This is a genomic window from Dyadobacter sp. CY312 (assembly GCF_021390535.1).
Classification (GTDB): Bacteria; Bacteroidota; Bacteroidia; order Cytophagales; family Spirosomataceae; genus Dyadobacter.
This window is the reverse complement of sequence record NZ_JAJUXG010000012.1, coordinates 79500-98417: the sequence shown is the minus strand read 5'-3', so window position 1 is coordinate 98417 and position 18918 is coordinate 79500. Positions and strand designations below refer to the sequence as shown.

Here is an 18918-nt window from a genome sequence, read left to right as displayed (position 1 = left end):
ATGAAAATTCTGTTTCTGGTACAGGGAGAAGGGCGCGGACACATGACGCAGGCTATTTCGCTTAGCCAGATATTGCGCCGTGCCGGACATGAGATAGCAGCAACCCTTGTTGGCAAAGCAAGCGACCGGATTATTCCTTCATTTTTTGCAGAACAGATCAAAGCACCGGTATACGAATTTATTGCCCCGGCCATTGTATATAGCCAATGTGGTGCCGGCATGAACGTAGGGCGTACACTTTATGCTCTGGTAAGAAATTCACCGCGGTATTTTGCGGGCTTAAAATCCATTCACGAAAAAATAAGTGAAGTCCAGCCTGACCTCATCATTAGTTTTTATGAGACTTATAGCGGGCTGTACAATGTCATTTTTCGACCTAAAATCCCAATGCTTTGCATTGCGCATCAATATTTACTGCTTCACCCAAAATTTGTTTTCCCAAAAAACAAAACGCTGGACAGGATCCTGATCAACCTCAATTCTAAAGCCGCTTCTTGGCTGGCGACAAAACGCCTGGCGCTATCTTTTCGTGAAATGGAAGGGGTTTTGAAGGAAAAAATATCGGTTGTTCCTCCCCTGCTTCGTCGGGAGGTACTTGATCTTGCACCTTCAAAGGGAGATTTTTTTCTGGTATACATGACCCACCACAGCCTTAGCAAGCAAATTATAGCATGGCATCTGGCGCATCCGAATGTAGCCCTTCATTGCTTTTGGGATAACAGTAATGTATCCGATGAGTTTGTATTTGATAAAACGCTTACTTTCCACCGAATCAACAGCGAAAAGTATCTTGAAAAGCTGGCTTCCTGCAAAGCGCTAGTTACCACAGCCGGATTTGAGTCTGTTTGTGAAGCCATGTATCTGGGCAAGCCGGTGATGATGGTACCCGTTCCCAATCATTTTGAACAGGAATGTAATGCTATTGATGGCGTAATTGCAGGAGCCGGAGTGACGTCCAAAACGTTCGATTTATCGGTGCTTATGGAATATTTACCAAAGCATCAGGATCAAACTGTAAAATTCAGAAAATGGTATCGCAGAGGCGAATCCATGTTTTTGAATAAAGTTGCGGCAGCAGGCAAAAAACCAGTTGTCCGCCGAAAATCAAGGACAATCAGTGTTTCGGCTCAACGTATTTTTAATACATTCTTTTGAAAATCATCGCTTCTTTTCCGCTATTCCGATACAGTATTAACTGGTTGTTGATGCGCTCATAATTGCCGGTAGTCTCCGATGCAAGCCAGGCTCTGGCGCTCCATTCATGCTCTCCAACTTTTGTTCCGCCAAATACCTGAATTTCGTAGGTGCAGTGATCGCCCAGGGTGTATGAGCCGGAGACTGTATTACTGAATGTTTTGCCAGTTATACTTCCTTCTTTCTTGTTATCTACAAAGATAAACTCCACAAATTTACCTTCTACTAACGGATCTCCTTCCAAATTTCCCGTAGCCACGTCTCTGTAACCTGTGAGTTGCCATGTCCCTTGTAGTGTAGGATTATCGCTGCATGGAGGCATTACACAACAATCATTTTTCTGACATTGAAATGCGAAAAGCAATGAAATCAATAACACGCAGCTTATGGATCTAAGATGTTGCATCGATTCGGTTTTTAAATAAATATGGTTGTATTCTACTTCACGACACCAATATACGAAATACGGATACCGTTGAAGCAATCATCGGCACAGCCGTCTTCCACATAACCACAGCTTGAAATCAATCCGTCATTTTTGGCTTCAAAATAGGTTTTGGCATTATCCCGTTTTACCAGCCACTCACTTTTTGCCTTTGTGTAAATTTCATCCAGCGTTAAGGCTGCTGCCCCAGAATTTGAACGGGCATTAAGTTCATTTTCATTTTCAACCCATTCCAATTCTTCTTTTGGGAAGTTATCAGGTAAGTATTTCGTAACCGTATATCTAAACTCCCGCTTAATTACCTTGCCGTTTGATACCGTAATTGTTGTTTCTGACGATGTGCCTGTCCAGGACGAAAAACTCACCACGTATTTGTAAGAGTTTCCCGACGAACTCCTAAAAGCCTTCCAGGCCTTTTCACTCTTTTCAATGTCATCTTCAAAATCAATATCTGATTTTTCACAGGAAAACGTCAGACCAATCATTAATAGACCTAGGAAATATACACTCAACTTCATTTTCATAACTGTATTTCAATTTAAAAACTCATCCCAAGCCTAATGACCAACCGGTTGTATACACGATCTTCATAACGTATGGTTTGTTCCCACTGCAAAGGCTTGTCCACATGAACCTCCTGCCTTTTATAGCTTATCCCTATTGTAAAAGCGTTGCCTTCCGGTTTTCCATATCTCATACCGATACCCGGATTAATCATCCATCCTCCTTTGGTATTAAATCCATCCGAATCTTGCTGAAACCATCCGAATCCATAACCTACATCACCGGTTGCATACAATCTTGCATTTTTTCTCCCGACAAGGTCGAACCGTGCACCGGCTGCAATTGGATTGATAAGGACTGTTTTATACCAATCCACTCCTACTGTCCCCCCCACCGACAACCTATTGTTAAGCTGCATCCCATTAAACATTTGAGCAGTAAGGCTATTTTTGCTTTCAACCACATTAGTAGTACCTCCCAAATTATATTTAACCCGCCCGAACAGACCGCCCAACTCCGTATGATTTACATATCTCCTCTTAAATGGTTCTTCCTGGGCCACTACTATATTTCCCGCCAATACGTATATCAGCACCAATATCAGCGCTCTCATTTCTTAACAAGGATTCTGCTTAATAACTTCACATCTTTCACGTCACTCGCATCGTATTGGTAAAATCCGTCTTTACCAATCACAAGCAGGTTTTTCCCCATGGTGATAACGTCATAGGCATGTATGTTGCTGAATGTTGAGAGCATATTTTTATCTATTCCCATTTTGTCAGTAACATCAAAAATTCTCAACCCAAAATCTCCCTCACACAAGTACAAAGTTGGAAAATCAACACTCAAACCATGTGGGTTTTGCATTTGGTAAGTCTTTATCAGTTTCGGAGAGGACGCATCGCTCACATCCACCAAGTCCATTTGATTTTGTGTACCCCAGCAGGCAGTACCGGTCCTTAACGTTACATACGCAATATCGTTTGCAACTACTACCGGATCACAAGCCGTTCCGTGTTGAAAAACCGAAAGCTGCTTTGGATTCTTCGGATCGGCATTATCATATATGAACATGCCATTGGCAGATCCTATAAACAGCTTGTTTTCATAGGGAAATATTGTTTCTATGTTCCTGCCTACATTAATTTCCCCGGAAGTAGTGGGTGCTGTAGGCTTGGAGATATCAAACAAATGAAGACTGGTTAAGCTAACTGTATATAAAAAGTCGTTGTTTAGCGCGAAACGTGCCATTGACCCTGCCTTACCACTTGTTCCCGGTGCTGAGTTGGGAGATGAAGATGCTGCACTGGCCGACGTACCGAAGGACGCCATATCCCAAAAAGAATTTACACTGTTAAAATAATACGGGTAGGGTGTTGTGTCTTCACAATTGGTTGTAATGGTCTCCTCCACATAATCCACTGTAAAATCCTGTATGGTTGCGTCCTCAGAATCCCATACCGATCCGTTTACTGCGTTGATATTCCACCATGCACCGTCGAATTGCCCGTTTTGGAAAACATTTTGCACACGTCCTACTTCTTTGGCTTTGGTTGGATCGGATATATCAATTGCAACCAAATCAGTATAACTATCAGCATAAAGTGTATTTCCTTTTACTGCCAGATCCCCATTTCCAGGAATCGCTATAAATGATACAAATGCCGGACTTGAAGGATTACTATTATCAATCACATGAATGCCCTGTTTGATTTCATTTATAAACAGGTATTTACCCTTCGTATAAAGTTTCCCGGGCCTTTTCATTTCGTGAGGTGATTCTATTTTTACAGAGGCACGAATATCAGCCAAAGTGCGGGTAAAAGGGATTTGGCGGCGCGTAACGCGGGTTTCTTTGCATTGATCGTTGCAAGACCACAATCCCATACTCAGGATTACAGCCATTAGGGAGAGTAGTCTTGTTCTCATAACAATTAGAAGGTTTGTTAGATACAGTAACTTTTATATTTTTTAGCTAGATAATACAAGGATGCAAGTGGACACAAAAAGGTTGGAACTAAAAACAAAATCGTCCGAAAGCAAAGCCTTCGGACGATAACGCACCCCGAAAATACTGGCAAATACCAGCATTTTTTATCTTTATTGGCTGTGAGCTTTTGGCTAGCAGCCATTAGCTTTTTACCGGTAATCCTATTTTTATATCAACTTTAAATCCCTCCAATTTCAAAGACAAACTATTGATATTCAATAGTTTTAGAAATTAGTTTTTAGTTCAAAAGCTGAGTTTCTTTGAGATTTAAGAAATTGAAGACAAAGCTATTGGTGCCGGTTATAATGTTTTCAGTATCCAGGGAGTAGAAACCGTCATTACAACCGGAACCAGCATGCTTCTTTTTAAGGTCTTTAACATGGCTAATAAATTTTAAAGAATTTTGACTGTTTTGATCAGACTTTCTTTAAAGTTCTGTTAAAGCAAGATGCAGGCAGAGCCAAATTGGTTGGAAAGCTTCGCAAAAATTTAAAAAGAATATAGCATTCCCCAGGAAACACCGTACAGATAAGGATGAGATTCCATACTCTGGTTGGCTCTGAAACCAGAAGAAACTGCTCTTTGGTACGATCCCATCAGGCTGGCTTTCCATCTGGTCGCTAATTTATAATTAAGCCTCAATCCGGTTGTTGCTGCCCAGTTCAAACTTCTATACACCTCATCGCTCGCTGTCGTTCTGATGACATCTCCCGATGCTGTTTCCAGCTCATTACTCAAAAAGAAGTTCGCCATCATTCCCCCGAGTACAGAATAGCTCAGTTTTTTGTCAGGATTAAGTGTAAAGCCTGCTTGCAGTGGCAATTGCAGATACTGATAATTGTTCCCTATATTCTTACTAACTTCGATATAAACCGTATTTGCTAAGGTTTGACCGAATCCTCCTGATGAAGCATCGTAATTCAGTGCGGCTTTGTCAGACAAACTTACCATAGCATTCTCTAAAACATTAGTCGAACGGGCGTTAGCTGGATCCAATACATAACCACCGCCTTCATATTGAGAATTGCCTTTGAGATAACTTAAACCCATTTCCACAGACCAGTGTTTCGACAACCTCATACCGCCCTGCGTTTGTAAAGCAAAGGAATTACCTGCTTTGTTGGTGCCGTTCAGCGATTTTTGCCTGGAATTCTGCAGTGCAGAAAATGCCGTTGGCGCTTCCTTGATCTGTACATCCGGATTAAATGTTGCAGGCATAATGCCCACTCCAGCCCAATACTCATTTGATTTTTTAAGTTCGGGCAGCTTTTCCTCTTTTACAATTTCCGGTTTAAAGAAAACATAACGTTTCTGCATGTAAACAGCCAGTTCGTTATAAGGCATTGGCGTAAGCGCATTTATCTCCATCACCTCGTTTTCAACGGCAGCAATTGCTTCCTGTGGTTTTAAGTCGGCAATGGAAGCACCTTCTTTCTCTTTGAGAGCAGAAACCTTTACAGAAGCAATCTCAGCAGCCAAATTTCCCTCATTAATATCTTTGTTCTCTATGATGAGATCCGATTCTTTGATCGGTTTTGCTTTTGCAATGGCTCTTTCTCCCCCGGCACTATTGATTTTATCCAGAATAGGCTTATCCGGCGTTGATGTTTTCTCTGATTTTCGTTCAATAGCAGCAACACGTTCATTCTGATCAGACGATTTTTCTACTTCCGGCTGACTTTTCGCTATGAAAGGCTCATTCTTATTGGTGTCAGCAACAGGGAAATCTGAGAGCTCTTCATTCAGATTCTTGCTATCTTGTTTAACATCAGGTTGTTTGGAAGCCATTTCAACTGAACCTTGACCCGAAAAATTACCTGAATTTTTATTATTAAGCCAAAATCCTCCTCCCACTACCAGCAAAGCAATAATTGACGCAGCAGCATACCACAGCTTTGGCGTGCGCCACCAAAGCGGGATTATATCGTTTTCATCACGGTCAAGGCGGGCTTCTATACCTTCCCACACCGAAGGCGGGGGAGTTTCAGAAGCATTCTCAAATGCCTTTTTCCATTGATTGTTAAAGTTGTCTGTTTCGGACGGATCCATCATCAAATCTTTTTTCCCTGTTCAATTTTTGTTGAAGAATTCCTCTTGCCCGCGCATACTGCGACTTTGAGGTCCCTTCGGATATACCCAGTTTCTGGGCTATTTCATTATGTTGATAACCCTCAATAGCATAAAGGTTAAAAATCACCTGGCATCCCGGCGGCAGTTCCTGAATAAGTCCCATTAACTGCTGCATCTGGAAATCGCCTAACGTTACTTCGCGGTCGGCTATTCCGTTTTCATATACTTCAATGTCGTCCAGATCTTTCAGGTATTTTTGTTGCCTGAGGTGATTGAGCGCCGTATTTACTACCACGGATCTCAGCCAGTATTCAAGCGGACTGTCGTTTCGGAACGAACTTATGTTTTCATATATCTTTATAAAAGCATCCTGCAAAACATCCTCCGCATCGGACCGGTTTTTGGTATAGCGCATGCATATAGCAAACAGCTTTCCCCCAAAAACATCGTATAATTGTTTTTGGGCGAGCCGGTTGCGTTGTTTGCAGCCATTCACCAATTCCTGTTCGTTAAAGGTCATCCGAAGTTTAGGGGTGCTTCGTTCGGTTATATATTTTCAGCAACCCTATCCCAAAGATAGTTGAATACTGTTCTTATTATTTTTCTGTTTGAGTTAAACCCAACCAGCATGAAGTATGACACTGCTTTTTTCAAAAAGGTTGGAAGCATTCAAAATAAATTTTACCTTCTGACCGAAAATTGACAGTCGACCGTCGGCAATCGACCGGATCATCCAGCGCAAAGTGCGATTGGTTCAAAAGCCTGACAGCTGACCGCCGACAGCCGATGTTGAAGAAGACCGTGATAAAGTCTATTGCAGTTCTGTTAAATTTCAGCGTTATACATCTCAGGAACTAATCCGTTATACATATCCTTTTATATCAGAATCAAATTAAAGGTATTTCTGTACACCTAACCTTCTATCGCCCATGAGCCAATATATGGTTGAAATCCAGCTTCCGGCCGTGATGTCGGAAGAATTTACAGCTAAAATACCTGCGCAGAGAAAAAAGATTAATGAAATGATGGAGCAGGGCATTATGATGTCCTATGCGTTATCGGACGATTATTCGAAACTTTGGTGTGTGGTAAGAGCTGAAAGTGAGTTTGAAGTAATGTCTATTGTTTCCGAATTCCCACTGATTGATTTCATGGATCCAAAAATATGCCGCCTCATGTTCAACAATGTGGTTGCGTTGCGGCTGCCCATGTTTTCGCTTAACTAACGAACATCCTAAAAGTGCCTCACAGTTTCTGAAACGGTGGGGCATTTTCATGATAAAACAATTCACTAAATGTCGTTTTCTACATCTTTCCGTAAATATTTTTTCTGGCTGCTTGCGTTTATTGTTTTTGCTTGCCAACCCGGACATAGCTCACAGCAGGAAAAAGCTCCCGTCTCTCAGGATCATTCCCGACCTAAAAATGCACAACGAACAAAAGACACTTATCAGAAGTCGGCAAGCAGCAAAAAAGACGGACAAATTCCTGAAAAGGCTTATACCTTATTGGCTTACATTCGGAAGCATAATACCGCACCGGAAGGTTATGTAGGCGGACGGAAATTCGGGAACTTTGAAAGGCGATTACCTCAGAAAGATTATATGGGTAAACCTGCGAAGTATAGAGAATGGGATGTAAACCCTAAGAAAAAAGGAAAAAACCGGGGTGCAGAAAGACTGGTAACTTCTGAAAAAAGAGCCTGGTATACCCCTGATCATTACGAAACATTTGAAGAATTAAAACAGTGATAATACATCGCTGACACACAATCCATAAATTTGTCCTATTACAAAAACGCATCCGTTACCAAAATGAAAAACACGCACTTTCTTTTAGCCAAACCAGCCGAAAACTTAAAAAAGATATTTCTTGGCGCTTTTATAGGTGAAGTAAATGGCCAAAAAGCGACCACCATGAAGGAGTTTCACGAGCAGATCGGTCTTGCACTGGCATTTCCCGATTACTCCGGAAAAAACCTCGATGCACTCGACGAGATGATCAACGATCTGGAATGGATTAAAGAAGAAAAAGTCATTATCTACATCAGCAACTCGGCCGACTGGCTTTCCAAAGAAAAAGGAGACGACCGCATCTTGACGATCCTCGATATTTTTGACGCCACCGCCGAAGATTGGAAATGGATGGATGAGGACGACGAAACCGCTAAAAAAGATTTGCGCATCATTTTCAGTGACTCGGAACGCATCAGGCGACTGTTGGAAGAACAGGAAATACCATTTGGTGAGGTTGAGTGAGGGAAAACGTTGGAAGTGAAGAATTAACCACAAAAGGAGCAAAAGTTAACAAAGCCACTTTTGATCCTTTTGTTGCTTTTGTGGTAGAAAAATTTCTGAGAAATTCAGTATGCGTTGAAAATTTTAGATGTTAGCAATCTTTCCGCTACAACCAATTCAAACAGAAATGAATCCTGAATCTAAAACGTAGATACGATGAAAAACTTTACATATTTGGGGTTTGCCATATTACTATTATTAGTTGGTTGTAAATCCAATACAATTGTGGATAAAAACTGTGTATCAGTAACAGATATTGTGACATCCTCCGCATGTTACGATCCAGCTGAGGGACTTACTTTGACCGCATCCAACATTCCTGAATCAACTGAACTAATATGGGTCATTGCTCCATTGAAAGATAGTCTTGGGGTATCATTTTCGCCTCACAATCAGTCAACAAGGACAAACAGTATTGTTATACCAGATAGCATTATCAATGGATATCCATTTGTTGGGGTTTCGTATGTAGCAAGCAAGAATTGTAGTTCACGAATGTCTTTCACATTTGCCCGACGGACCGCGGATGATTCAAACTGTACTACCTGGCATCTAAGGGATAAATATCTACAAGGAGATTAATAATTTGAATATTAATCTCCATAAATCAACCAATATCTATTCTGCTGCATTGTAAAGAGGAGCTTCAATTGGAGGACTAGGACACTATTATTTTGAAACAATAACTACATTTAAAATTAGATTTTTGTATCTCAGCCAAACTCTATCAATTTTTTCTCAAATCCCTCTTCCACTGCACGTAACCCATAATGGCAAGCAGCAGAAATATGAAATACAATATGGCTGTCAGGTGCAGGTCTTTATAGAAATACATGACTACGTAACAGGCATCTGCGACGATCCAGATAATCCAGTTTTCCAGATACTTCCGGGCCATCATCCATTGTGCTATAAGGCTTGCTATGGTTAAGGCTGAATCAGCGTAGGTAAGGCTTGCATCTGTAAATCTGCCAAGCAAAAAGCCCCAGGAAAGGGTTATAACAACAAAAATGATGCTAAAAGCAGTGTAAAGTTTAACCGGCGTGTTTGTAACCCGGACACCGTCGTGGCTTTTGCCCCCGTACATCCACATCCACCATCCATATATACTCGTGAAAAAATAATATCCCTGTAAACCCATATCGGCATAAAGCCTGACCTGCCAAAACACTGCCGCATACAACACCGCATTGATGATCCCGAAAAACCATCCCAGGACGTTTTGCCGGGTATTGAGGTAAACACAGATCGCACCGGTGAGAAAACCTAAAATTTCGAGCGGAGTGGTTGCAATGCCTGAAAGCGAAATACTCTGGTTCAGCCAGTCGATCATTTTATATTACTGTTATTTCTTGTAATTCGGAGCTAAATTAACTCGCAGGTCAGAGCCTGTTCAAAACTTAAATAATAATTTGTTTATGCCATTTTTTAGCTACAACTGCGTTAAATTTTTCGTGATAGCTTTGGCTATCCCTGCAAAATTTGCCTTGTTTCACTTAAAAAATAAGCGATAAACAATTTTATGATTCAAATTTAAACAGGCTCTATCAGTTTCGACTATTTTTGTATAAATATTAACAACAGTAAACAAAAGCAAAAAAACTGTTGTTAACCTTTTTGCCGGACGGGATATTTCCCGGAACGGCTTTTTGCATTTCACGATATCCGCAAATTACTTGGAAGTTAAAGACTTATTGACGCTATACGGAGGAGACAGCTATCTTGATCTCATCCTTAATCAAATCAATTCAAAAAGCCCCGAGTTCGAACATGTTCAGATCAAAGGACTGACGGGAAGCCTTGATGCGGTGTTGACTTCGGCTATACAGCTAAAAAAGAAAGGGCCGGCTCTGTACATTATGACCGACCGGGAAGAAGCTGCATATTTTCAGAATGACCTGCAAAATCTGCTGGGCAAAACGGAAGTGCTTTTTTACCCGACTTCATACAAAAGACCGTATCAGTACGAGGAGGTAGATAATGCCAATGTGCTTATGCGTGGGGAAATCCTGAATAAGCTCAATTCTGGCAAGCCAGGCTCATTTCAGATCGTTACCTATCCGGAAGCATTGTTTGAAAAAGTGATCAACAAACGATCTCTGAAAGCGAATACTTTTCAGGTTAAGGTTGGCGAAAAGCTTGATCCTTCATTCCTGACTGAATTTCTGAACAGTTATGGCTTCGAAATGACCGACTTTGTTTTTGAAGCCGGGCAGTTTTCTGTTCGTGGCGGTATTATTGACGTATTCTCTTTTGCCAGCGAACATCCGTTCCGTATTGAGCTTTTTGGCGATGAGGTAGAAACACTTCGTTCATTTGATCCGGACACACAGCTTTCGATCGAATCGGCCAAACAGATCAACATAGTACCGGACATCCAGCAAAAACTAATTCACGAAACACGGGAATCGTTTTTTAACTTTTTCCCTAACGAAACCATTTTGTGGTTTAAGGATACCGAGCTTACGCTGGAAATAATCGAAAAATGTTTTGAAGGGGCGGAAAGAGCTTTGCAGGAAGTAACTTCCGGTGGTGTACAGATTGTTTCCAATCCGGTGGACCTGTTCGAAACAAGACGGGGGTTTCTCAATCTGATAAAAAAATTCAAGACCGTAGAATTCGGAAAAAGGTTTTATTTCAAAACAGAAAACCGCCTTTCCTATTCATCCAAACCACAACCTTCTTTTAACAAAGATTTTAAAAGGTTGCTGGATGACCTGCTGGAAAATCAGTCGAAAGGTTATGTGAATGTGATCGCCGCCGAGCAACCCAAACAACTCGACCGGCTCGAAAGGATTTTCAACGACCTGGATCCTTTCGTGAAATTCCAGTCGTTGCACGTTTCGCTTCGTGAGGGTTTTCTGGATGAAAACCTGAAAGTTGCCTGCTACACGGATCACCAGATTTTTGACCGTTTCCATAAATACCGGCTTAAAGAGAAATTTAGCAAGTCGAAGGCGATCACGATGAAGGAGCTCAAATCGCTTCATGTCGGAGATTTCGTAACGCATGTGGATTACGGTATAGGAAGATTTGCCGGTTTGGAAAGAAAAGATGTGAATGGCAAAGAACAGGAAGCGATCCGGCTTATTTACCGAGACAATGATTTGCTTTATGTGAGTGTGCACAACCTACACAAGATTGCAAAATATACAGGTAAGGAAGGAACACCGCCTACGATGAGTAAACTGGGCTCCGGTGAATGGGAAGCCAAAAAGTCGAAGGTTAAAAAACAGCTGAAAGACATTGCGCATGAGTTGATCGCACTTTATGCCAAACGCCGGCAAGCTCCCGGGTTTCCTTTCTCTCCCGACAATTACATGCAGGCCGAGCTGGAATCATCATTTATATATGAAGATACCCCTGACCAGGCAACAGCAACTTCCAATGTGAAGGATGATATGGAAAAGGCACATCCGATGGATCGTCTGGTTTGCGGAGATGTAGGTTTTGGTAAAACAGAAATTGCCGTTCGGGCAGCTTTTAAGGCGGTTTGTGATAGTAAGCAGGTTGCAGTGCTCGTTCCAACGACCATTCTGGCCATGCAGCATTACAAAACCTTCGCCGACAGGCTTGCCGATTTTCCTGCAAAAGTGGGTTATATCAATCGTTTCAAATCGACCAAGGAAATTAAGGATACCCTGAAACAGGCAGAAGAAGGTAAAATTGACATTCTGATCGGGACACACCGTATCCTGAATAAGGATGTTAAATTCAAAGATCTGGGTCTGCTGATTGTGGATGAAGAGCAGAAATTTGGTGTAAAAGCGAAAGATCGGCTTAAAGAAATGCGTGTAAATGTTGACGTTCTGACGCTTACGGCAACCCCAATTCCTCGTACGCTTCACTTTTCATTGATGGGCGCGCGCGATCTTTCGGTCATTGCAACGCCACCGCCAAACCGACAGCCGGTTACTACGGAAGTTCATACATTCAGTGAAGAGTTTATCCGCGATGCGATAAGTTATGAAGTGCAACGTGGCGGACAGGTTTTCTTTGTTCACAACCGCGTGAACGATATTGAATCCATTGCCAACATCATCATGCGACTGGTTCCCGATGTGCGCATTGGTGTAGCACACGGCCAGATGGATGGAGATAAACTAGAAAAAGTAATGGTTGCCTTTATTGAAGGTGAATATGATATTCTGGTTTCAACTAACATTATTGAGTCAGGAATTGACATCCCTAATGCGAATACGATCATTATCAATACAGCACACATGTTTGGTCTGTCGGATCTGCATCAGATGCGTGGACGCGTCGGACGATCGAACAGAAAGGCGTTTTGTTATCTGTTAACACCTTCGATGTCGACGTTAGCAAGTGATTCCCGCAAAAGACTTCAGACACTGGAAGAGTTTTCGGAACTGGGTGATGGTTTCAAAGTTGCCATGCGCGATCTTGATATACGCGGAGCAGGAAATTTGCTTGGAGCGGAACAAAGTGGCTTTGTGAATGACCTTGGGTACGAATTGTACCATAAAATGCTGGACGAAGCGGTAAAAGAATTAAAAAATAATGAGTTCAAAGATCTGTTTTCTTCTGCACTGGGACTTCCTGAAAAGTTGGTTGCCGACTGCCAGATCGAGACCGATTTTGCAACTTTAATTCCGGACGATTATGTGAAGAATATTTCGGAACGACTTTCGTTATATACCCGCCTCGACAACATAGAGTCGGACGAAGAACTGGCGAAATTTGAAAAAGAAATCCTCGACAGATTCGGGCCGGTACCTTCTGAGGTTCAGGATCTTTTGAAAACGGTGCGGTTACGTTGGGAGGCTGAAAGTTTGTATTTCGAAAAATTGACTTTGAAAAGCAATACAATGAAAGGATACTTCGTTACTTCGCAGAATGACGAGTTCTTCCAGTCGGCAAAGTTTGGGCGTGTGATCGATTACATCAAAATGCACCCGAAACAAATGTCACTAAAAGACCAGAAAGGCAAGTTGATCCTGATTTGTGAAGAGGTTAAAAACATAGATCAGGCGAGGAAAATTTTGATAGAAATGACCCAATAAACAAGTTTTAAAGAATAATTTCGATTCATTTCATACATTTGCGGTTTCGCATACTATAAAAATACAAAACACTTAAGTCACTTTAAAGCAATGATTTGCATGCATAAGATGGGTATCCGGTCGATCGCGCTGATTTTGATTGTGTTATTAGCGGCCACTTCCTGTAGTAAAAAGAAAAGACCAACCAGTTTAAAACCGGGCAAAGAAAGCTCTAAAACGGGTTTGGCCTACAACGGTAAAGATGGCTTTGAAGTAAAACAGTATAAGGCATTACCTGCCGGACCTGACCTTGTTTACATTGAGGGAGGTCGTTTTACGATGGGTTCTCTTGAAGAAGAGGTAATGGGAAGAAGAGATAATCCAAAACGTACCGTAAGTATCCAGTCATTCTACATGGATCAGACGGAAGTTGCGAACGTTCACTATCTTGAATATCTAAATGCTGTTCAGCGGGATTCTTCTGAAGAGTTTTATGCGAAAGCTTTACCTGATACTACGGTTTGGTTCAACGAATTGTCATTCAATGACTCTTACGTAACCATGTATCTGCGTCACCCTGGTTTCCGTCTTTATCCGGTTGTGGGTGTATCGTGGGTTCAGGCAAACGATTACAGCGCCTGGCGTACAGCAGCGGTTAGTCAGGCTAACAACACTGCCGGTGCGGCGGCAGGAAAGAAAAAAGGTTTCTCTTTTGGCAAGAAAAAGAAAGCAGCGGCTGCTGAGGCAGAAGCTGTGGCAAGTTCAGGACCAGCTCCTCAGCTACGTATTGAGAGCGGTTACGTAATGCCTCCTTACCGTCTTCCAACAGAAGCAGAATTTGAATATGCTGCCATTGCAATGATCGGTACGCAGTATTCGGATGAAAACCAGTCAAACCAAAGAATTTATCCTTGGGATGGTTCTACAATGCGTAACCCGCGTGGACGTAAACAAGGAACAATGCTTGCCAACTTCAAACGCGGACCTGGTGATTACGCTGGTATTGCAGGAAAATCCAATGATGGTGCGATCATTACTCAGGAAATTCGTTCCTATCCCGCTAATGACAACGGATTGTACGACATGGCCGGAAACGTGAGCGAATGGGTTTATGACGTTTATCGTCCAATGTCTAACACTGACGTGAACGATTTGAACTCTTTCCGTCGTGATGGATATCAGGATGATGCTAAAAATTACGATACTAAAAATTCTAACTCAATCATTAGCGATAACCTACGTGTTTACAAAGGCGGATCATGGTCTGACGTTGCATACTGGTTGTCACCAGGAACACGTCGCTACATGGATCAGGATTCTGCTACTGCGATGGTAGGTTTCCGTTGCGCGATGATTGCGACTGGAAGCAGAAAATAATAGTTAAGCGAATAGTTTAAAAGCCATTGTTCCGGATCGGAGCAATGGCTTTTTTGATTGTAATAATTCCTTCATCAAAAAATTTCTAATTGACGCCCGCGACCTCGGTTCATTCTTCATTGTCGCCCGCGACCCCGGTTCATTCTTCATTCTTCATTCTTCATTCTTAACTCCTTAACTCCTTAACTCCTCTCCGTTCAGACCACTAAAAAGCGTTCAGACCGGGAGGAATCTTAATGCTGCGCCACAGCAATGGTAAGTATATGAAATTCCCGGCAGCCTGCTTTCTTCAGGGCCTCAACACAGGCTCCGAGTGTAGCACCGGTTGTCAGTACATCATCTATCAGAATAACACTCTTGTAATCCCTTCCCTTTTCAGCACTGAATACACCTTCCACATTATCCTGCCGCTCCTTTTTACTCTTGCCTGTTTGCGTTTCAGTATATTTATTCCTGGAAAGTGCTGTCCCGCTCCATCTAATGCCAGTTGCATTGGAAAGCCCTTCGGCAAGTAAATCGCTTTGGTTATAACCCCGCTTTGCCATTTTCTTTTTATGCAAAGGCACACTGATGATCAATTCAGCATCAGGTAACCTCTTTTCCGCAATAAGCTCCTGACCAAACATAAAACCCAGCAAAACACCGACCTCCCTGTTTCCTTTATATTTCAATGCGTGAAGCAGTTTCTGAACCTTTCCTCTTTTGGTAAAAAGTAAAAAAGCCTGCGTGGACACAACCTCCGGAATAGCAACAAACCGATACTGAACCCCTTCGGCATGCACACCATTCTTTTCAATTCTGGGTAAAGCAATCCGGCAGGAGGTGCAGACAGTCTCCTCATTGCCAACCAGACTTTCGTCGCAGGCCTCGCAGCAACGTGGAAAAATCAGGTCAACAAAATCAAACCATACCGATTTCAGATTTGCCATTTCTAATCGTCAATGAATTAGGAAGTTACAATCGGACAATTCTTTCTGTAAATAAAAACTCACAAACCCCATTCAACTAATTTCTAAAACCAACCCCTCAATCCTTAGTAATTAGCCCGTCACTGAATAACTTTGCAGGGTTCATTAAAATACTTGCTCCGGAATGAAAACGCTTATCCTGAATGCCCTGGTTGTTAACGAAAATAAAATTCAGCAATCTGACGTGCTAATTGCTGATGGTCACATTTCCAGAATTGGAGGCGACTTGCAACATATTGATGCAGACAGAATTATTGATGCGAAAGGTTTGCACTTAATTCCGGGTATTATCGACGATCAGGTCCATTTCCGCGAGCCGGGGCTCACGCACAAAGCCAAAATTTATACCGAATCCAAGGCGGCTGTTGCCGGCGGTGTAACATCTTTCATGGAAATGCCCAATACCGTTCCAAACACGCTCACACAGCCATTGCTGGCGGATAAATATCAGATTGGAAAAGAGACGTCCCTGGCCAACTATTCATTTTACATGGGTGCGTCCAATGACAACTATGATGAAGTAATGCGGACAAATCCGGCGGAAGTATGCGGGATCAAAATATTTATGGGTTCTTCAACAGGCAATATGCTGGTAGATGCACCGGATGTTCTTGAAAAAATATTTGCAAATGCTCCCTGTATCATCGCTACGCATTGTGAGGACGAACCAACTGTAAAGCGCCGTATGGAGTTTTATAAAGAAAAATATGGTGAGAATGTTCCATATAATATTCACGCGCTGATACGTAATGAGGAAGCCTGCCTTGCATCTTCCACTTTTGCTGTTTCGCTTGCTCACAAGCACAATACACGCCTGCACATCCTGCATATTTCCACGGGAGAAGAAGTTTTCCTTTTTGAACCAGGTGAGAGAAGAAACGGTAAGATTTTGCTGGATAACAATCAACAAAAACTCATTACAGCAGAAGCCTGCGTGCATCATTTATGGTTTGATGCGGAAGATTATCATACACTAGGAAATGATATCAAATGCAACCCGGCAATTAAGGCTCCTCATCATAAAAAAGCCATTTTACAAGCATTACTCGACGACCGCATTGATGTAATTGCGACCGACCATGCACCTCATACGATCGAAGAAAAAGCGCAACCATACTGGCAATCTCCTTCCGGTCTGCCTTTGGTGCAGCATACGCTGAATGTAATGCTCGAACTAAGTAAACAAGGCAAAATTCCACTGGAAAGAGCCATTGAGAAAATGACGCATTCTGTGGCGGACTGTTTTGATATTAAAGACAGAGGATATATTCGTGAAGGATACCATGCGGATCTTGTGCTGGTAGATATTAACGGTGAAACAGACGTAGAAAAAACAAATCTTTATTCCAAATGTGGCTGGTCACCTTTTGAAGGGACTAAATTTGGTTCACGCATCACACACACCTTTGTTTCAGGACATCTGGTGTACGAAAACGGAAACTTTGATGAATCGGTAAAAGGAGAAAGATTACTTTTTAACCGCTAAATACTGATAATAACTCTGGATAATCCCAAGATCTCCTTCTGTCCAGTCGAGAGAAGGAAGATCGTCCGGTTCCAGCCATACAATCTGTTCGTGTTCTGTAAGCGTAATGTTTTCTGTTTGCAGAGCACAAACAAAAGGCACAAGGATAATTTCCCGCCAACCCTGATCTTTTACTGTAACCGGTAGTTTTTCGATGATCCGAATCTCTACACCAAGTTCTTCCTGTATTTCTCTGGCAAGCGTCTCCTCATCCGTCTCATTTTCCTCCTGCTTGCCTCCCGGAAATTCCCATTTTAGTGGAAAGGACAACATAGGGCTCCGCTGGCCTGCCAATATTTTTCCATGATGTTCGATAATCGCACAAGGCACTCTCACAACCAACTTTACAGGAACCAGAGTTTCAATCATACAAGCGGTGACACTAAATTCTCCGCAAAAGTACGAAACTTTGTCCTAAAAAGACAGCGCCATGCTTCCGATTTAAATTGGTAATTATTTAGTAATGTGAACATAATCAGGAAATAGTCTCCTGTATGTCAGAACAACTCTCCTGACCTATGTCGTGGCAAAATGCCTAAATGACGAAAAGCCTTTTCTGTTACCTCACGACCTCTTGAAGTGCGCTTCATATACCCTTCTTGTATCAGGAAAGGCTCGTAAACCTCTTCAATCGTTTCCGCTTCTTCTCCGCAGGCTGTGGCAATGGTTGAAAGTCCAACCGGCCCGCCTTTAAATTTTTCGATAATGGTACTCAATATGCGGTTGTCCATTTCATCAAGTCCGTTCTGATCTACGTCCAATGCCAACAAAGCCATTTCGGCAATGGCAACGGTTATTCTGCCATTACCTTTCACCTGTGCAAAATCGCGGGTTCTACGGAGCAAATTGTTTGCTATACGAGGTGTTCCACGACTTCTGCGGGCAATTTCAAATGCTGCATCATCTTCCAGAGGAGTTCCTAAAATCGCAGATGAACGTTTTAAAATGGTTGTCAGAAGTGCTGCGTCATAATATTCCAGGCGCGCATTGATCCCGAAACGCGCACGTAAGGGGGATGTAAGCATTCCCGCACGGGTAGTAGCGCCAATTAAGGTGAAAGGATTCAGGCCGATTTGAATGCTACGGGCATTAGGTCCGCTGTCGAGCATGATATCGATTTTATAATCCTCCATAGCAGAGTACAAATACTCCTCTACAATGGGATTAAGACGGTGTATCTCATCAATAAAAAGTACATCGTGTTCCTGTAAATTGGTGAGCAAACCTGCCAGATCGCTGGGCTTGTCCAAAACAGGCCCGGAAGTTATTTTGATTCCCGCTCCAAGCTCATTGGCAACAATATTAGAAAGGGTGGTTTTACCCAAACCGGGAGGACCATGTAATAGTACATGATCCAGCGCATCACCGCGCTGGCGGGCCGCCTGTACAAAAATCTTTAAGTTTTCAAGGATTTTGTCCTGACCTGTAAAATCATCAAAAGACAATGGACGAAGCGCCCGTTCGATCTCTTTTTCGGTATTGGAAAGATTTTCTTTATCTCCTGACAAATAATCCTGACGCATGTTTTTGAAGTATAGGCAA

General features: G+C 42.3%; 18 protein-coding genes. 8 read left to right on the top strand and 10 right to left on the bottom strand.

Going from position 1 to position 18918, the window contains the following annotated elements:
* Nucleotides 1-1155, top strand: a complete 1155-nt coding sequence (locus LZG71_RS17190; protein WP_233822350.1) for a glycosyltransferase family protein — start codon at nucleotides 1-3, stop codon at nucleotides 1153-1155.
* On the opposite strand, the gene LZG71_RS17185 is transcribed toward LZG71_RS17190, so the two are convergent.
* The 6 genes from LZG71_RS17185 to LZG71_RS17160 form a co-directional block, all read right to left on the bottom strand.
* Complete coding sequence (locus LZG71_RS17185) at nucleotides 1139-1600, bottom strand: META domain-containing protein (protein ID WP_233822348.1); 462 nt, start codon at nucleotides 1598-1600, stop codon at nucleotides 1139-1141. The two genes, LZG71_RS17190 and LZG71_RS17185, sit on opposite strands and share 17 nt — an antisense overlap.
* Before the next feature lie 32 nt (nucleotides 1601-1632).
* On the bottom strand, nucleotides 1633-2163 hold the full coding sequence (locus LZG71_RS17180) for a hypothetical protein (RefSeq protein WP_233822346.1): 531 nt from the start codon (nucleotides 2161-2163) through the stop codon (nucleotides 1633-1635).
* Nucleotides 2164-2177: 14 nt separating this feature from the next.
* Nucleotides 2178-2756, bottom strand: a complete 579-nt coding sequence (locus tag LZG71_RS17175; RefSeq protein ID WP_233822344.1) for a hypothetical protein — start codon at nucleotides 2754-2756, stop codon at nucleotides 2178-2180.
* Nucleotides 2753-4075, bottom strand: a complete 1323-nt coding sequence (locus LZG71_RS17170; protein ID WP_233822342.1) for an LVIVD repeat-containing protein — start codon at nucleotides 4073-4075, stop codon at nucleotides 2753-2755. The genes LZG71_RS17175 and LZG71_RS17170 overlap by 4 nt, the downstream gene beginning before the upstream one ends.
* A 550-nt stretch (nucleotides 4076-4625) precedes the next feature.
* Nucleotides 4626-6188 (bottom strand): anti-sigma factor, encoded by a 1563-nt coding sequence (locus tag LZG71_RS17165; RefSeq protein ID WP_233822341.1) that lies wholly within the window; start codon nucleotides 6186-6188, stop codon nucleotides 4626-4628.
* On the bottom strand, nucleotides 6157-6726 hold the full coding sequence (locus LZG71_RS17160) for an RNA polymerase sigma factor (protein WP_233822339.1): 570 nt from the start codon (nucleotides 6724-6726) through the stop codon (nucleotides 6157-6159). Before LZG71_RS17160 ends, LZG71_RS17165 begins: the two co-directional genes overlap by 32 nt.
* Nucleotides 6727-7135: 409 nt before the next feature.
* On the opposite strand from LZG71_RS17160, the gene LZG71_RS17155 reads away from it, so the two are divergent.
* From LZG71_RS17155 to LZG71_RS17140, 4 genes are all read left to right on the top strand, one after another.
* Nucleotides 7136-7432: a muconolactone Delta-isomerase family protein gene (locus LZG71_RS17155; RefSeq protein ID WP_233822338.1), complete on the top strand. Its 297-nt coding sequence runs from the start codon at nucleotides 7136-7138 to the stop codon at nucleotides 7430-7432.
* A gap of 69 nt (nucleotides 7433-7501) precedes the next feature.
* Nucleotides 7502-7957, top strand: a complete 456-nt coding sequence (locus LZG71_RS17150; protein WP_233822336.1) for a ribonuclease domain-containing protein — start codon at nucleotides 7502-7504, stop codon at nucleotides 7955-7957.
* 63 nt (nucleotides 7958-8020) lie between these two features.
* Entirely contained in the window at nucleotides 8021-8464 is a 444-nt protein-coding gene (locus LZG71_RS17145) for a barstar family protein (protein WP_233822334.1), read from the top strand.
* Nucleotides 8465-8659: 195 nt separating this feature from the next.
* Nucleotides 8660-9085, top strand: a complete 426-nt coding sequence (locus LZG71_RS17140) for a hypothetical protein (protein ID WP_233822332.1) — start codon at nucleotides 8660-8662, stop codon at nucleotides 9083-9085.
* A 145-nt stretch (nucleotides 9086-9230) separates the two neighbouring features.
* On the opposite strand, the gene pnuC is transcribed toward LZG71_RS17140, so the two are convergent.
* Complete coding sequence (pnuC, locus tag LZG71_RS17135) at nucleotides 9231-9836, bottom strand: nicotinamide riboside transporter PnuC (protein ID WP_233822330.1); 606 nt, start codon at nucleotides 9834-9836, stop codon at nucleotides 9231-9233.
* Nucleotides 9837-10179: 343 nt separating this feature from the next.
* Between pnuC and mfd the strand changes: the two genes are divergently transcribed.
* Both mfd and LZG71_RS17125 read left to right on the top strand, forming a co-directional pair.
* Entirely contained in the window at nucleotides 10180-13527 is a 3348-nt protein-coding gene (gene mfd / locus LZG71_RS17130; protein ID WP_233822328.1) for a transcription-repair coupling factor, read from the top strand.
* 99 nt (nucleotides 13528-13626) lie between these two features.
* Nucleotides 13627-14883: an SUMF1/EgtB/PvdO family nonheme iron enzyme gene (locus tag LZG71_RS17125; RefSeq protein ID WP_233822327.1), complete on the top strand. Its 1257-nt coding sequence runs from the start codon at nucleotides 13627-13629 to the stop codon at nucleotides 14881-14883.
* A gap of 233 nt (nucleotides 14884-15116) precedes the next feature.
* Here LZG71_RS17125 and LZG71_RS17120 read toward each other — a convergent pair whose 3' ends face one another.
* Nucleotides 15117-15812 carry a ComF family protein gene (locus tag LZG71_RS17120; RefSeq protein ID WP_233822326.1) on the bottom strand — a complete coding sequence of 232 codons (696 nt, stop codon included), beginning with the start codon at nucleotides 15810-15812 and terminating at the stop codon, nucleotides 15117-15119.
* A gap of 163 nt (nucleotides 15813-15975) precedes the next feature.
* Here LZG71_RS17120 and LZG71_RS17115 point away from each other — a divergent pair, with 163 nt between their 5' ends.
* A complete protein-coding gene (locus tag LZG71_RS17115) occupies nucleotides 15976-17337 on the top strand; it encodes a dihydroorotase (RefSeq protein ID WP_233822325.1) in 1362 nt (453 codons plus the stop codon).
* Here LZG71_RS17115 and LZG71_RS17110 read toward each other — a convergent pair.
* Together LZG71_RS17110 and ruvB are read right to left on the bottom strand one after the other, a co-directional pair.
* Nucleotides 17320-17745, bottom strand: a complete 426-nt coding sequence (locus tag LZG71_RS17110) for a (deoxy)nucleoside triphosphate pyrophosphohydrolase (protein WP_233822323.1) — start codon at nucleotides 17743-17745, stop codon at nucleotides 17320-17322. The genes LZG71_RS17115 and LZG71_RS17110 overlap by 18 nt on opposite strands.
* 128 nt (nucleotides 17746-17873) lie before the next feature.
* Nucleotides 17874-18899 (bottom strand): Holliday junction branch migration DNA helicase RuvB, encoded by a 1026-nt coding sequence (gene ruvB, locus LZG71_RS17105; protein ID WP_233822321.1) that lies wholly within the window; start codon nucleotides 18897-18899, stop codon nucleotides 17874-17876.
* Nucleotides 18900-18918: the final 19 nt, after the last annotated feature.